The 14,189-nt window shown below is 66.2% G+C and carries 13 protein-coding genes; 3 read left to right on the top strand and 10 right to left on the bottom strand.

Annotated elements, in window-relative coordinates; translation table 11 throughout:
* The first annotated feature begins 181 nt into the window (after positions 1-181).
* Positions 182-676 carry a septal ring lytic transglycosylase RlpA family protein gene (locus SR870_RS19040; protein ID WP_322515082.1) on the top strand — a complete coding sequence of 165 codons (495 nt, stop codon included), beginning with the start codon at positions 182-184 and terminating at the stop codon, positions 674-676.
* Positions 677-827: 151 nt separating this feature from the next.
* Here SR870_RS19040 and SR870_RS19035 read toward each other — a convergent pair whose 3' ends face one another.
* Positions 828-3,032, bottom strand: coding sequence for a primosomal protein N' (locus tag SR870_RS19035; RefSeq protein ID WP_322515081.1), 2,205 nt, complete (start codon positions 3,030-3,032; stop codon positions 828-830).
* Positions 3,033-3,251: 219 nt separating this feature from the next.
* Here SR870_RS19035 and SR870_RS19030 point away from each other — a divergent pair, with 219 nt between their 5' ends.
* Together SR870_RS19030 and SR870_RS19025 are read left to right on the top strand one after the other, a co-directional pair.
* Positions 3,252-4,205, top strand: coding sequence for a tyrosine recombinase XerC (locus SR870_RS19030; protein WP_322515080.1), 954 nt, complete (start codon positions 3,252-3,254; stop codon positions 4,203-4,205).
* 130 nt (positions 4,206-4,335) lie between these two features.
* Complete coding sequence (locus SR870_RS19025) at positions 4,336-4,926, top strand: DUF4337 domain-containing protein (protein WP_322518313.1); 591 nt, start codon at positions 4,336-4,338, stop codon at positions 4,924-4,926.
* 35 nt (positions 4,927-4,961) lie between these two features.
* Here the strand turns inward: SR870_RS19025 and SR870_RS19020 are convergent, their stop codons facing one another.
* The 9 genes from SR870_RS19020 to sucD all read right to left on the bottom strand — a co-directional run bounded on the left by SR870_RS19020 (position 4,962) and on the right by sucD (position 14,120).
* The gene (locus SR870_RS19020) at positions 4,962-5,501 is read right to left on the bottom strand and encodes a hypothetical protein (RefSeq protein WP_322515079.1); all 540 of its coding nucleotides are present in this window, start codon (positions 5,499-5,501) and stop codon (positions 4,962-4,964) included.
* A gap of 36 nt (positions 5,502-5,537) precedes the next feature.
* Positions 5,538-6,941 (bottom strand): dihydrolipoyl dehydrogenase, encoded by a 1,404-nt coding sequence (lpdA, locus tag SR870_RS19015; protein ID WP_322515078.1) that lies wholly within the window; start codon positions 6,939-6,941, stop codon positions 5,538-5,540.
* Between the two features lie 14 nt (positions 6,942-6,955).
* Positions 6,956-7,246, bottom strand: a complete 291-nt coding sequence (locus tag SR870_RS19010) for a hypothetical protein (protein WP_322515077.1) — start codon at positions 7,244-7,246, stop codon at positions 6,956-6,958.
* Positions 7,239-7,493, bottom strand: coding sequence for a DUF4160 domain-containing protein (locus tag SR870_RS19005; protein ID WP_322515076.1), 255 nt, complete (start codon positions 7,491-7,493; stop codon positions 7,239-7,241). The genes SR870_RS19010 and SR870_RS19005 overlap by 8 nt, the downstream gene beginning before the upstream one ends.
* A gap of 26 nt (positions 7,494-7,519) precedes the next feature.
* A complete protein-coding gene (locus SR870_RS19000; protein WP_322515075.1) occupies positions 7,520-8,266 on the bottom strand; it encodes an SDR family oxidoreductase in 747 nt (248 codons plus the stop codon).
* A gap of 7 nt (positions 8,267-8,273) precedes the next feature.
* Positions 8,274-8,675: an MAPEG family protein gene (locus tag SR870_RS18995; RefSeq protein ID WP_322518312.1), complete on the bottom strand. Its 402-nt coding sequence runs from the start codon at positions 8,673-8,675 to the stop codon at positions 8,274-8,276.
* A gap of 61 nt (positions 8,676-8,736) precedes the next feature.
* Complete coding sequence (gene odhB / locus SR870_RS18990; RefSeq protein ID WP_322515074.1) at positions 8,737-10,050, bottom strand: 2-oxoglutarate dehydrogenase complex dihydrolipoyllysine-residue succinyltransferase; 1,314 nt, start codon at positions 10,048-10,050, stop codon at positions 8,737-8,739.
* A 99-nt stretch (positions 10,051-10,149) separates the two neighbouring features.
* The gene (locus SR870_RS18985; RefSeq protein ID WP_322515073.1) at positions 10,150-13,107 is read right to left on the bottom strand and encodes a 2-oxoglutarate dehydrogenase E1 component; all 2,958 of its coding nucleotides are present in this window, start codon (positions 13,105-13,107) and stop codon (positions 10,150-10,152) included.
* Positions 13,108-13,235: 128 nt separating this feature from the next.
* The gene (gene sucD, locus SR870_RS18980) at positions 13,236-14,120 is read right to left on the bottom strand and encodes a succinate--CoA ligase subunit alpha (protein ID WP_322515072.1); all 885 of its coding nucleotides are present in this window, start codon (positions 14,118-14,120) and stop codon (positions 13,236-13,238) included.
* Positions 14,121-14,189 lie beyond the last annotated feature (69 nt).

Genomic DNA, 14,189 nt, shown 5'->3' with positions numbered 1-14,189 from the left:
TTCCATCCAACGCAATTCGGGGCTTTTTGATCCGGCGCATCGCTTCAAAAGATGTTTCAGCGGAGAAACGATTCGACTGTTCGTCAATTTGTCGCCTCATTACGCAGCGAACGGTCCGGCACCGCAAACGGGACGGGGGTTCCACTTGCCGCGCATGTGGCAATACTGAGGGCTTACATTAATGACTAACGCCAAGAAGTCTCCGCCGGGAATCGTAGCCCGGCCACGCACCGCGGCTGCTCTGATCGCCGCAACGGTTCTGCTGAGCGGAGCGGCCGTCACTGAAGCTTCGGCGCGATCGAAGCACCGGACTCATCATCACGGCCATCATCAGCGCCATCACGTCCAGAACGACTGGCGCAACGCCAATGCCACGCTCGAATCAAGCGGCGGCGGTCGTACCTTCTCGGGCGTCGCGTCTTACTACGGCAGTGAATCCGGCAACCGCACCGCATCGGGCCAGCGCTTCAACGCCAGCGCCATGACGGCAGCCCATCGCAGCCTGCCGTTCGGCACCAAGCTGCGCGTCACCCATGGCGGCCGCAGCGTCGTCGTCACCATCAACGATCGCGGCCCGTTCATTCGCGGCCGTGTGCTCGATCTGTCGACCGGCGCCGCGCGCGCGATCGGTCTGACCAGCCGCGGGGTCGGCCGGGTCGTCGCGGAAGTGATGTAACCGCAGCACGCGGTTCGCTTCCCAGTAATCAAGAAGAGCTACTCGTTGAGATGGCCGCGATCATCGCGCGCCCGATCTGCGGCCTGCCGTCAGCCATGACGGCAGGCTTTCCTTTTTGTGACACGCGAGGTCTCGGCGAGGCGAAGGAAGATTACAGGAAGCTTTGCGGATCGACGTCGACCTCGAGCTTCAGGTTTCCTTTCGTCTTCGGCCCCAGTGCCAGCCATTGCCGCAAGTAGTTCGACAAATCGAACGACCGCACCGACTTCACCAGCAGCCGAAATCGATAGCGGCCCTTGATCACCGCGAGCGGTGCTTCCGCCGGTCCCAGCACCTGCACGCGCTCGTCGACCGGCGCGCAGGACGCCAGCTTGCGCGCAAAGCCTTCGGCGGTCGGACGATCGCCGGCTGAAATGATCAGGCTCGCGAGCCGGCCGAACGGCGGATACAACGTGCGCTCGCGCGCGTCGATTTCGCTGGCGTAGAACGCCTCGCGATCGCACGCGACCAGCGCCTTCATCACCGGATGCTCCGGCTGATGCGTCTGCAGAAACCCCACGCCGCGGCCTTGATCGCGGCCGGCGCGGCCGATCACCTGATTGAGCAATTGAAAGGTCCGCTCGGCGGCACGCGGGTCTCCGTTGGAAAGGCCGAGGTCGGCATCGACCACGCCGACCAGATTCAGCCGCGGGAAGTTGTGACCCTTCGCCACAAGCTGGGTGCCGATGATGATGTCGACCCGGCCTTCGGCGATGTCGTTGAGTTCGCTGCGCATCGCCTCGATCGAAGTGATCAGATCGCTCGACAGCACCATGGTGCGCGCGTTCGGAAACAGGCTCGCCGCCTCCTCTTGCAACCGTTCGACGCCGGGTCCGACTGCGACTAAAGATTCCTCGGCGCCGCAATGCGGGCATTGGTGCGGGCGCGGCATCGAGAAGCCGCAATGGTGGCACACCAACCGCTGGCGGAAGCGGTGATCGACCAGCCACGCGTCACAGATCGTGCAGGCGAAGCGGTGACCGCAGGCGCGGCACAGCGTCAGCGGCGCATAGCCGCGGCGGTTGAGAAACAGCAGCGCCTGTTCGCGGCGCTCGATCGCGTGACCGATCTGCTCGGCGAGCGGCGGCGAGATGAACCGCCCGCGCATCGGCGGCGCCCGGCGCAGATCGATCGCCTCGATCTGCGGCATATGCTGGCCACCGAACCGCGACGGCAGCGGAATCCGCTTGTAGCGGCCCTTGCGGGCATTGACCTCGGTCTCGACCGACGGCGTGGCGGACGCCAGCACGATCGGAATTTTCGCGATCGACGCCCGCACCACCGCCATGTCGCGGGCGTGATAATGCGCGCCGTCTTCCTGCTTGTAGGCCTGGTCGTGCTCCTCATCGACGATGATCAGCCCGAGATCGGCGTAGGGCAGAAACAGCGCCGAGCGCGCCCCGACCACGACCTGCGCCTCGCCGGCCGCGATCGCCGCCCAGTTGCGGGCGCGAGTGCGCGGCGTCAGCTCGGAATGCCATTCCAGCGGCCGCACGCCGAAGCGTAGCGCGAAGCGGTCGAGGAATTGCCCGGTCAGGGCGATCTCCGGCATCAGGATCAGCGTCTGCCGCCCCTGACGGATGACCTCGGCGACCGCCTCGAAATACACTTCGGTCTTGCCGGAGCCGGTGACGCCGTCGAGCAGCGCAGCCTGAAAGCCACCATCCGTCACCAGCGCCCGCATCGTCTCGGCCGCCGCCGCCTGCTCCGGCGAGAAATCCGCCGGTGCGAAATCCGGATCGGGCGCCGGCGCCGTGGGCTCGCGCGGCATCGCCTCGACGCCGAGCGTGCCCTCGTCGACCAGCCCGTCGATCACGCCGGGGCTGCAGCCCGCCTCCTTCGCCGCGTCCGATTTGCCGTGCAGCAGGCCGTCGGACAGGATCTCGATCAGGCGCCGCCGCGCCGGCGTCATCCGCTGCGGCGGGGGGCCGATCAGGCGGACTCCCGTCCGCACCCGCTCCGGCCCGAGTTCGCCCATCCGCAGCGTCATCCGCAGCACCTGGCCGCGCGGCGACAGCGTGTAGTTGGCGACCCAGTCGACCAGCCGGCGCAGCTCCTCGCGCAGCGGCGGCACGTCGAGCTTTTCGGAGACGTCCTTGAGCCGGTTATGCAGCCGCGGATCGGGATTTTCGTTCTCGGCCCAGACCACCCCCATCACCTCGCGCGGCCCGAGCGGCACAGCGACGACATCGCCGGGCTTCAGATCGAGCCCGCGCGGCACCCGGTACGAATAGGCCTGGTCGATCGCGACCGGTACCTGCACGTCGACGACGCGCGTCGCCGAGGGCCGGGCCGGGCTGGTGGGAGAGTCGTCCATGGCTCCGGTGTGCCGCCAAAGCCGGCTTTCATCAATGGGAAAGGAAATCGGCTATGATCGGGCCACAACCTCCGCGTCATTGCGAGGAGCGAAGCGACGAAGCAATCCAGCAGCCCTATGCCTGGCGCTTCTGGATTGCTTCGCTTTGCTCGCAATGACGGAGAGGATCTCGTTTCAGTCGGCATCCGGCATAAGCACCCCATGGCCAAATCACAGCCCATGCCTCCCCCGATCGACCTGCCTTGCGCGACCGCCGATCTCAACACCGAGATCACCCGCTGGCTGTCGCATCTGCGCGCCGAGCGGCGGCTGTCCGGCAAGACGCTGGAAGCCTATACGCGCGACCTGCGGCAGTTCCTGTTTTTCCTCGCCGGCCATTGGGGCGGCGAGGTGACGCTCGGCCGATTCGCCCGGCTGGAAGCCACCGACGTGCGCGCCTTCATGGCGGCGCGGCGCGGCGATGCGATCGCCGGCCGCTCGCTGATGCGGGCTCTGGCCGGGCTGCGCTCGTTCGGCCGCTTCCTCGAACGCGAGGGCAAGGGCAGCGTCGGCGCGCTATCGGCGGTGCGCGCGCCCAAGATCAAGAAGAGCCTGCCGAAACCGATCCAGATCGCCGCCGCCAAACGGCTGGCGGACGCCGACGAGCGCGCCGGCGAGGACCGCGAGACCTGGGTGCTGGTTCGTGACGCCGCCGTGATGGCGCTGTTGTACGGCTCCGGCCTGCGCATCTCCGAAGCGCTCGGGCTGAAGCGTCGCGACGTGCCGGCGCCCGGCCAGGGCGACACCCTGATCGTGCTCGGCAAGGGCAACAAGACCCGGATGGTGCCGGTGCTGGACACCGTGCTGGGGCAGATCGCCGACTACGCTAAAGCCTGCCCGCATCCGCTGCCGCCGGACGGGCCGATGTTCGTCGGCGCCCGCGGCGGGCCGCTCAGCCCGCGAATCATCCAACTGGCGATGGAGCGGCTGCGCGGCGCGCTGGGACTGCCGGATTCGGCCACCCCGCATGCGCTCCGCCACTCCTTCGCCACGCATCTTCTGAGCCGCGGCGGCGATTTGCGCGCGATCCAGGAATTGCTCGGCCACGCGTCCTTGTCGACCACGCAGATCTATACCGGCATCGATACCGAGCGGCTGCTGGAAGTCTACGCCAGCGCCCATCCCCGCGCGTGATACGCCGAAGTTGTTAGCACGCCATCACCGGGCTTGACCCGGTCTGCCTTCCAACTGACAAGGTCCTGATCTGATGATCCGTTGCCCGGCCGGCGCCGGGCATGACGAATTCATGACGGGAGTTAAGGACATGGGCGCGCACGAGAGCATGGAGCATGCCGAACATGCGGAGCATGCCTCAGGCTCGAACAAAAAAATCGCCCTGCTGATTGCGGTGATTGCGCTGTTCCTCGCCTTCTCCGAGACGCTCGGCAAGGCCGCGCAGACCGAATCGCTGGCCAAGAACGTCGAGGCGTCGAATCTGTGGGCGTTCTTCCAGGCCAAGAGCATCCGCCGCACGGTGGTGCAGACGATCTCGGAAGAGGCGCGCCTCAGCATGAGCACGGTCGGCGACGACGCCGCCAAGGCCGCGCTGCAGAAGCAGATCGAGGAATGGCAGAAGACCGCGCAGCGCTATCGCTCCGAGCCGGAGACCGGCGAGGGCTCCGAGCAGCTCGCCGCGCGCGCCAAGCACGCCGAACACGACCGCGACCTCGCGCAAGCGCGCTACCATCACTACGAGCTGGCCTCGGCGGCGTTTCAGATCGGCATCGTGCTGGCATCGGCGACGATCATCACCGGCATGATCGCACTGGCTTGGATTTCAGGCGCCTTGGCGTTGACCGGCCTCGCCTTCACGGCGATCGGCCTGTTCGCGCCGCATGCGGTGCATCTGTTCTGACGTCGTCGCGCTGACGCAACCGCGCCGCGCGCGGCTCAGCGCGAGGCGCGGATCCGGTTGCGGACCTGCATCGCCTTGCGCAGCAGCCGCTGCACCGCGCCGTTGCCGTCGCCCATCAGGGCGCGAAGCTGCGCCCGGATCGCCGCCATCACCGGCGCCACGATCGCGTGCGCCTTGGCCTTGATCGTCAGCACGAACTGATAGGCGCGCACGAACCAGGCCATCTGCATCAGCTTCGGCTTGGTGACGTCGAAGATGAAGGCGATCAGGCCGAGGCCGACGAATTGCGCGAGCACGAAGGCGAGCAGGCCGGCGACAAAATGCTGCGTCGCCATCAACCACAGCGCGAACAGCTTGAACGGATACAGCGGGATCAGCGGCACCGCGAACACCACCAGCGCCAGCGGCGGCGACAGGTTTGCGATCCGCTCCGCCGTCCACGCCTTGAGCTCGCGCAGCGGGAGCGCCGCGACGATCCGCTCCACCCACGGCTCGAGGTGATCCCACAGCCATGCCTCGACCAGGAAGAGGACGGCGAGGATGAACCACAGCGGTTGCAGCAGGCGGCGCTTCATGGAGTCGTCCGGTTCCCGGACGATGCCGGCGCTCTCTCACATATGGATGGCGCGTTTCCCGACCGCAAGCGCGGCTTCCTTGACGGCCTCCGAGCGGGTCGGGTGGGCGTGGCAGGTGCGGGCGAGGTCTTCGGCAGAGCCGCCGAACTCCATCAGCACCGCGGCCTCGTGGATCATCTCGCCGGCTTCGCGGCCGACGATATGCACGCCGAGCACACGGTCGGTCTTGGCGTCGGCGAGGATCTTCACCAGGCCGTCGGTGGTCTGGTTGACCTTGGAGCGGCCGTTGGCGGTGAACGGGAATTTGCCGACCGTGTAGGCGACGCCGGCCTGCTTGAGGTCTTCCTCGGTCTTGCCGACGGATGACACTTCCGGCGTGGTGTAGACCACACCCGGAATGACGTCGTAGTTCACGTGCCCGGCCTTGCCGGCGATGATTTCCGCGACCGCGACGCCCTCGTCCTCGGCCTTGTGCGCCAGCATCGGGCCCTTCACCACGTCGCCGATCGCATAGACGCCCTGGACGCTTGTGGCGAAGTGATCGTCGATCGCCACGCGCCCGCGCTCGTCGAGCGCGACGCCGGCTTCCTTCAGCCCCAGCCCCTCGGTGAACGGCACCCGGCCGATCGCGACCAGCACGACGTCGGCTTCAAGCGTCTCCGGACTGCCGCCGGCCGCGGCCTCGACGCTGACCTTGAGCTGCTTGCCCGAACTATCCACCCCGGTGACCTTGGCGCCGAGCTTGAAGGCAAAACCCTGCTTCTCGAGGATGCGCTGGAACTGCTTGACGATCTCGGCGTCCATGCCGGGCAGAATGCGATCGAGGAATTCGACCACGGTGACTTCGGCGCCGAGGCGGCGCCACACCGAACCGAGTTCGAGCCCGATCACGCCGGCGCCGACCACGATCAGCTTGCCCGGCACCTTGTCGAGCGACAGCGCGCCGGTCGACGACACGATGCGCTTCTCGTCGATCTCGATGCCCTTGAGCTTGGCCACGTCCGAGCCGGTGGCGATCACGATCGACTTGGTCTCGACGGTTTGCGCCTTGCCGTCATTGCCGGTGACCTCGACCTTGCCGGTGCCGAGCACCTTGCCGCGACCGACGATGACGTCGATCTTGTTCTTCTTCATCAGGTACTCGACGCCCTTGACGTTGCCGTCGATGCCCTGCTGCTTGAAGTTCATCATCGTCGGCAGATCGAGCTTCGGCGCCGGCACGCCGATCCCCATCTTGGCGAACGAGTGCCCGGCCTCCTCGAACAGTTCCGAGGCATGTAGCAGCGCCTTCGACGGCATGCAGCCGACATTGAGGCAGGTGCCGCCGAGGGTGGCGTTCTTTTCGACCACCGCGACCTTGAGGCCGAGCTGCGCCGCGCGAATCGCGCAGACATAGCCGCCGGGGCCGGTGCCGATGATGACGAGATCGTAGGAGGGCATGGAGTGCTTTCTATTCAGCTAGCGAGATGAAGAAGGCCGGCTTGACGCTCGGCGCGTTGACGAAGCGAGGAGGATCCGAAATCGATCTCGTCGCCCTGATCGTCGAGCCAAAAGATCTTGTGACCATGCGGCTCGCGTTGAACTGTCGCGAAGCGGGGGGGCGCTGCGCGTAGGAACGCGAACATCTCGCCTTTGTCGATCAGAGGGCGCAGATCCACGACTCCCTCGAAGCCATCGCTCCAGACGATTTTCAGCACGCCGAAGATGACCGGCTCGGCGCTGCGTATCGCGATGATCTCAGTCATCGATCTTCTCCGGCTTGCGCAACTCTTCGACTGCGGTCCAGGCGTTCATAAGTCCCATATAGTGGCCCGCCGTCCAAGCTAGAACGCGCCCGAGTTTCGCGGGCGGCAGCGAACCGCGCAAGACCTTGCCGGTCCGGATCTCGATCTGGGCAACGTATTCTGCGTAGCGGGCGTGAAAATGCGGCGGCGGATGCTCGTCGGGATAGAATTCGATCTTGACCCCGTCGACCTTCGCAATGACCGGCATGTTTGGCTCCGATCAACGACCCGATCCTACCGTCCGCCCGAGACATCGATGATGGCGCTGGTGACGTAGGAGGCTTCGTCCGACATCAGCCAGACGACGGCGTTGGCGATTTCCTCGGCGCGGCCGACGCGCTGCATCGGCACGTGGCCGCTGAGCCGGTGCGCGCGGCCCGGATCACCGCCGGAGGCGTGGATCTCGGTGTCGATCAGGCCGGGCCGGATCGCGGCGACGCGAATGCCTTCGCCTGCGACCTCATGGCCGAGACCGATGGTGAAGCTATCGATCGCGCCTTTCGAGGCCGCGTAGTCAACGTAAGTATTCGGCGAGCCGAGTTTGGCCGCGACCGACGACAGATTGATGATCACGCCGCCGGGGCCGCCGTGCCGGGTCGACAGCCGCTTGACCGCCTCGCGCGCGCACAGGATGCTGCCGGTGACGTTGACCGCCATCATCCGCTGGATGCGCTCCGCCGACATCTCGTCGACCCGCGTGGTCGGGCCGACGATGCCGGCATTGTTGACCAGCGCGCCGAGCGTGCCGAAATTGTCGGCGGCTTCGAACAGAGCGAGGATATCGGCCTCGTCGCCGACATCGCATTTCACCGCGATCGCCTGGCCGTTGCTGGCCTCGATCGCCGACACGGTCTCGCGCGCCGCATCCGCATTGCTGGCGTAGCCGACCACGACCTTGTAGCCGCGGGCCGCAGCGGCCAGCGCGGTGGCGCGGCCGATGCCGCGGCTACCGCCGGTGATGATGACGACGCGGTCGTTCATGCGCACCTCATGACAGCAGCCGGATCAGCATCGCGACGAGCGCCAGCAGCGCCACGAACCAGGCGATGCTGCGGGCAAACGGAATCTCGATGATGTAAAGCGGTGCATACAGCACCCGCGCGACCAGCCAGACGATCGCGGCGGTCGCCGCATAGCCGCCGGTCTTGCCGGTGACGGCCAGCGCCAGCGCGAGCGCGACGAAGGCCGGATAGGTCTCGAGCAGATTGCGGAAGGCGCGCGCCGCACGGCCGGCGAACCGGCCCTGCGCCACCTTGCCCTCGTCGCGGGGACCGGCCTGATATTTCGGTCCGAGTTCCAGACCAACGGGCACGGCAGCCAGGAACATCTGCACGATCAGTAGCGCCACGCTCCAACCCAGCACCACGATCTCGGTCGGCATCGGCTGCATCATGTCCCCCCCAATCCGCTTCGACGACCCGCCGGCTCTCCTGCCCGTATCGACGTCGCTCTTACAGATCCAGCACCAGCCGCGCCGGGTCTTCCAGGCTTTCCTTGACGCGGACCAGGAAGGTGACCGCTTCCTTGCCGTCGATCACGCGGTGGTCGTAGCTCAGCGCCAGATACATCATCGGGCGCACTTCGATCTTGCCGGCGACGACCACCGGCCGCTCCTGGATCTTGTGCATGCCGAGAATGGCGGATTGCGGCGCGTTGAGGATCGGCGTGGACATCAGCGAGCCGTAGATGCCGCCATTGGTAATCGTGAAGGTGCCGCCCTGCATCTCCTCGATCTTGAGCTGGCCGTCGCGGGCGCGCTTGCCGAAATCGGCGATGCCCTTTTCGATCGCGGCGATCGACTTCTCGTCGCAATCGCGCACCACCGGCACGACCAGGCCCTTATCGGTGCCGACGGCGACGCCGACATGGTAGTAGTTCTTGTAGATCAGATCGGTGCCGTCGATCTCGGCGTTGACCGCCGGGATGTCCTTCAGCGCCTGGACGCAGGCCTTGGTGAAGAAGCCCATGAAGCCGAGCTTGGCGCCGTGCTTCTTCTCGAACACGTCCTTGTACTGGCTGCGCAGCGCCATGACGTTGGTCATGTCGACCTCGTTGAAGGTCGTCAGCATCGCCGCGGTGTTCTGAACTTCCTTGAGCCGGCGCGCGATGGTCTGGCGCAGCCGGGTCATCTTGACGCGTTCCTCGCGCGCGGCGTCGTCGGCCGGCGACGGGGCGCGGACCTGGACGGCGGCGGCGGGCTGATTGACCGGGGTCGGCGCCGACGCCGCCTTCTCGATCGCCGCCAGCATGTCGCCCTTGGTGACGCGGCCGTCCTTGCCGGAGCCGGGCACGGTCGAGGCATCGACGCCGCTCTCTGTCGACAGCCGCCGCACCGACGGCGCCTGCGGCGCATCGGACGGCGGAGCCTTGAGGTCGGCCTTGGCGTCGGATTTCGGCCGCACTTCCTCGGGGCCGGCGTTGATCGGCTTGGTGGTTTCGCTCTTCAGATCCGGACGGCCGGTGGTGGTCTCGGGCGCAACCGCCGCGGCTGACTTGGCAGACTCCTTAGCGGCCGGCTTGGCGGCGCCGCCGCCTTCCGAAATCTGGCCCAGCAGCGCGCCGACGGCGACGGTCTCGCCGTCCTTGGCGATGATCTCGCCGAGCGTGCCGGCCGACGGCGCCGGCACTTCGATGGTGACCTTGTCGGTCTCGAGTTCGACCAGCGGCTCGTCGACCGCAACGGCGTCGCCCTGCTTCTTGAACCAGCGGCCGATGGTCGCCTCGGTCACCGATTCGCCGAGCGTCGGAACGCGAATTTCAGTCATTGTTTCTGTCCTCTTGCGGCGTCACCGCTGCTGCGGCGGTTCGCCCCTGATCCAAATGTCTCGACAACACCGGCCGCCGGCGCGCGGCAGCCCATGGCGTCAGCGCAGCGCCTCGTCGAGGAAGGCCTTGAGCTGGGCCAGATGCTTCGACATCAGGCCGGAGGCGGTGGCGGCCGACGCGGGACGGCCGACATAACGCGGACGGCGATGGGTCGCGCCCGCCTGATTCTGCACCCACTCCAGATACGGCTCGATGAAGTGCCACGCGCCCATGTTGCGCGGCTCTTCCTGGCACCACACCAGCTCGGCCTCCTTGAAGCGCGACATCTCCTGCACCAGCGTCTTCAGCGGCACCGGATAGAGCTGCTCGACGCGCAGCAGATAGACGTCGTCGACGCCGCGCTTCTCCCGCTCTTCGTAGAGATCGTAATAGACCTTGCCGGAGCAGATCACGACGCGGCGGATCTTGTTGTCCGGCACCAGCTTGATCTTCTCGTCCGGCAACGACTGGGCGTCGTCGGCCAAGACGCGGTGGAAGCTGGTGTCGGGCCCGAGCTCGTCGAGCCGCGACACCGCGCGCTTGTGGCGCAGCAGCGATTTCGGCGTCATCAGGATCAGCGGCTTGCGGATCTCGCGGCGGAGCTGACGGCGCAGCACGTGGAAGAAGTTCGCCGGCGTGGTGGCGTGCACCACCTGCATGTTGTCCTCGGCGCACATCTGCAGGAAACGCTCGAGCCGGGCCGAGGAGTGCTCCGGTCCCTGGCCCTCGTAGCCGTGCGGCAGCATGCAGACCAGGCCGGACATCCGCAGCCATTTGCGTTCGCCCGACGAAATGAACTGGTCGAACAGCACCTGGGCGCCGTTGGCGAAGTCGCCGAACTGCGCTTCCCAGATCGTCAGCGCATTCGGCTCGGCCAGCGTGTAGCCGTATTCGAAGCCGAGCACGGCTTCTTCCGACAGCATCGAGTTCACCACCTCGTAATGGCCCTGATCGGGGGAGAGGTGATTGAACGGGGTGTAGCGGGTCTCGTCTTCCTGATCGAACAGCACCGAATGGCGCTGCGAGAAGGTGCCGCGTTCGGAGTCCTGGCCGGACAGGCGGACGCGATGGCCTTCCTGCAGCAGCGTGCAGAACGCCAACGCCTCGCCGGTCGCCCAGTCGATGCCGACGCCACTGTCGATCGCCTTGGCGCGGTTCTCGAGGAAGCGCGCCACCGTGCGGTGAACCCGGAAGCCCTCCGGCACCTTGGTGATCTTGCGGCCGACGTCCTTGAGCTGCGCCAGGTCGACGCCGGTGATGCCGCGGCGCGGATCCTCTTCCTGATCGGCCGACTTGAAGCCGGCCCATTTGCCGTCGAGCCAGTCGGCCTTGTTGGGGCGATAGCTGGAGCCGGCCTCGAGCTCGGCGTCGAGCCGGGCGCGCCAGTCGGCCTTGGCCTTCTCGACTTCACCTTCGGTGATGACGCCGTCGGCGATCAGTCGCTTCGAATACAATTCCAGCGCCGACGGATGGCCCGCGATCTTGCGGTACATCATCGGCTGGGTGAAGGCCGGCTCGTCACCTTCGTTGTGGCCGTGGCGCCGGTAGCAGAACATGTCGATCACGACCGGCTTGTGGAACTTCTGCCGGTACTCGACCGCAATCTTGGCCGCGAACACCACCGCTTCGGGATCGTCGCCGTTCACATGGAAGATCGGCGCGTCGATCATCTTGGCGACGTCCGACGGATACGGCGAGGACCGCGAATAGCGCGGATAGGTGGTGAAGCCGATCTGGTTGTTGACGATGAAGTGGATCGAGCCGCCGGTGCGATAGCCCTTCAGGTCGGACAGGCCGAAGCATTCGGCGACCACGCCCTGGCCGGCGAACGCCGCGTCGCCGTGCATCAGCAGCGGCAGCACCGAGACGCGCTCTTCCGGCAGGTCGCCATGCTGGTCCTGCTTGGCGCGGACCTTGCCGAGCACCACCGGATCGACGATCTCGAGATGCGACGGGTTGGCGGTCAGCGACAGATGCACCTTGTTGTGGTCGAACTCGCGGTCGGACGAGGCGCCGAGGTGATATTTGACGTCGCCGGAGCCTTCGACCTCGTCGGGGTTGGCCGAGCCGCCCTTGAATTCGTGGAACAGCGCGCGGTGCGGCTTGCCCATCACCTGGGTCAGCACGTTGAGCCTGCCGCGATGCGGCATGCCGAGCACGATCTCGCGGACGCCGAGATTGCCGCCGCGCTTGATGATCTGCTCCAGCGCCGGGATCAGCGACTCGCCGCCGTCGAGACCGAACCGCTTGGTGCCGGTGAATTTCAGGTCGCAGAACCGCTCGAAGCCTTCGGCCTCGACCAGCTTCATCAGGATGGCGCGCCGGCCTTCACGGGTGAAGCTGATCTCCTTGTCGGGACCTTCGATCCGCTCCTGCAGCCAGGCCTTCTGCGCCCCGTTGGAGATATGCAGAAATTCGATGCCCATCGTCTGGCAATAGGTGCGCTCGCAGATCGCGACGATCTCGCGCAGCGAGCCGTATTCGAGGCCCAGCACGTGATCGAGGAAGATCTTGCGGTCGAGATCGGCCTCGGTGAAGCCGTAAGACCGGATATCGAGTTCCTCGTGATCCTTGGTCGGCTCCAGCCCGAGCGGATCGAGCTTGGCGTGGAAATGGCCCCGCATGCGGTAGGCGCGGATCAGCATCAGCGCGCGGACGGAATCGCGGGTCGCCTGATTGACGTCGGTGGTCGACAGCTCGACGCCTTTGGTCTGCGCCTTGGACTGGATCTTCTGGCCGACGCTCTTTTCGACCTGGGCCCAGTTGCCGTCCAGCGCCGAGGTGAGATCGTCACGCGGCGTCAGCGGCCAGTTGGCCTGCTCCCAGGACGGGCCCTCGGCGTTCTTCTGGATGTCGCCGGGGTTGTCCTTCAGACTTTTGAAGAATGCCTGCCAGTCGGCATCGACGGAGGACGGGTCGTTTTCGTAGCGGGAATAGAGGTCGTCGATATAGGTGGCGTTGGCGCCCTGGAGAAACGAAGAAAGGGCGAAAGCGGCATTCGCGTCCTGGCGAGACATGATTGCTTCCTGATGATGACGATCGCGACAGACACGCGATAAGCTGATCCGGTTACCGGATCAGCAACATAGTGCACCTTTTATCGGATTCTAGGGAAATGTAAGCTCGTAATGAAACAAGGTTTGAATTAGGACTTCAATTTTTCGGCAAGCGTCTTGCCGAGCCGCGCCGGGGACGGCGAAACGGTGATGCCGGCGGCCTCCATTGCGGCGGTTTTCGACGCCGCGTCGCCCTTGCCACCCGAAATGATCGCACCGGCATGCCCCATACGCCGACCTGGCGGGGCGGTGACGCCGGCGATGAATCCGACCGTCGGCTTTTTGCGGCCGCGCTTGGCCTCGTCGATCAGGAACTGGGCGGCCTCTTCCTCGGCGGAGCCGCCGATCTCGCCGATCATGATGATGGACTCGGTCTTGTCGTCGGCCAGGAACATTTCCAGCACGTCGATGAATTCGGTGCCCTTGACCGGATCGCCGCCGATGCCGACCGCTGTGGTCTGGCCCAGCCCCTCGCTGGTGGTCTGGAACACCGCCTCATAGGTCAGCGTGCCGGAACGCGACACGATGCCGACCGAGCCCGGCTTGAAGATGTTGGCCGGCATGATGCCGATCTTGCACTCGCCGGCGGTCATCACGCCCGGGCAGTTCGGCCCGATCAGCCGCGACTTGGAGCCGACCAGCGAGCGCTTCACCCGCACCATGTCGAGCACCGGGATGCCCTCGGTGATGCAGACGATCAGCGGGATCTCGGCGTCGATCGCCTCGCAGATCGCATCGGCCGCGCCCGGCGGCGGCACGTAGATGACCGAGGCATCGGCGCCGGTCTTGTCGACCGCCTCGCGCACGGTGTCGAACACCGGCAGGCCCAGATGGGTGGTGCCGCCTTTGCCCGGCGAGGTGCCGCCGACCATCTTGGTGCCGTAGGCCACCGCGGCCTCGGAATGGAAGGTGCCGTTCTTGCCGGTGAAGCCCTGGCAGATGACTTTGGTGTTGGCGTCGATCAGGATGGACATAGTCGGGATGCTTTCGCGGTCGAACCGGTGGGTCGGGAGCGTGGGTGAGTGGCCGGGCCCGCGGGCCGC

Source organism: Rhodopseudomonas palustris, from assembly GCF_034479375.1.
GTDB classification, from domain to species: Bacteria; Pseudomonadota; Alphaproteobacteria; order Rhizobiales; family Xanthobacteraceae; genus Rhodopseudomonas; species Rhodopseudomonas palustris_M.
This window is presented reverse-complemented; position numbering and strand designations above follow the sequence as displayed.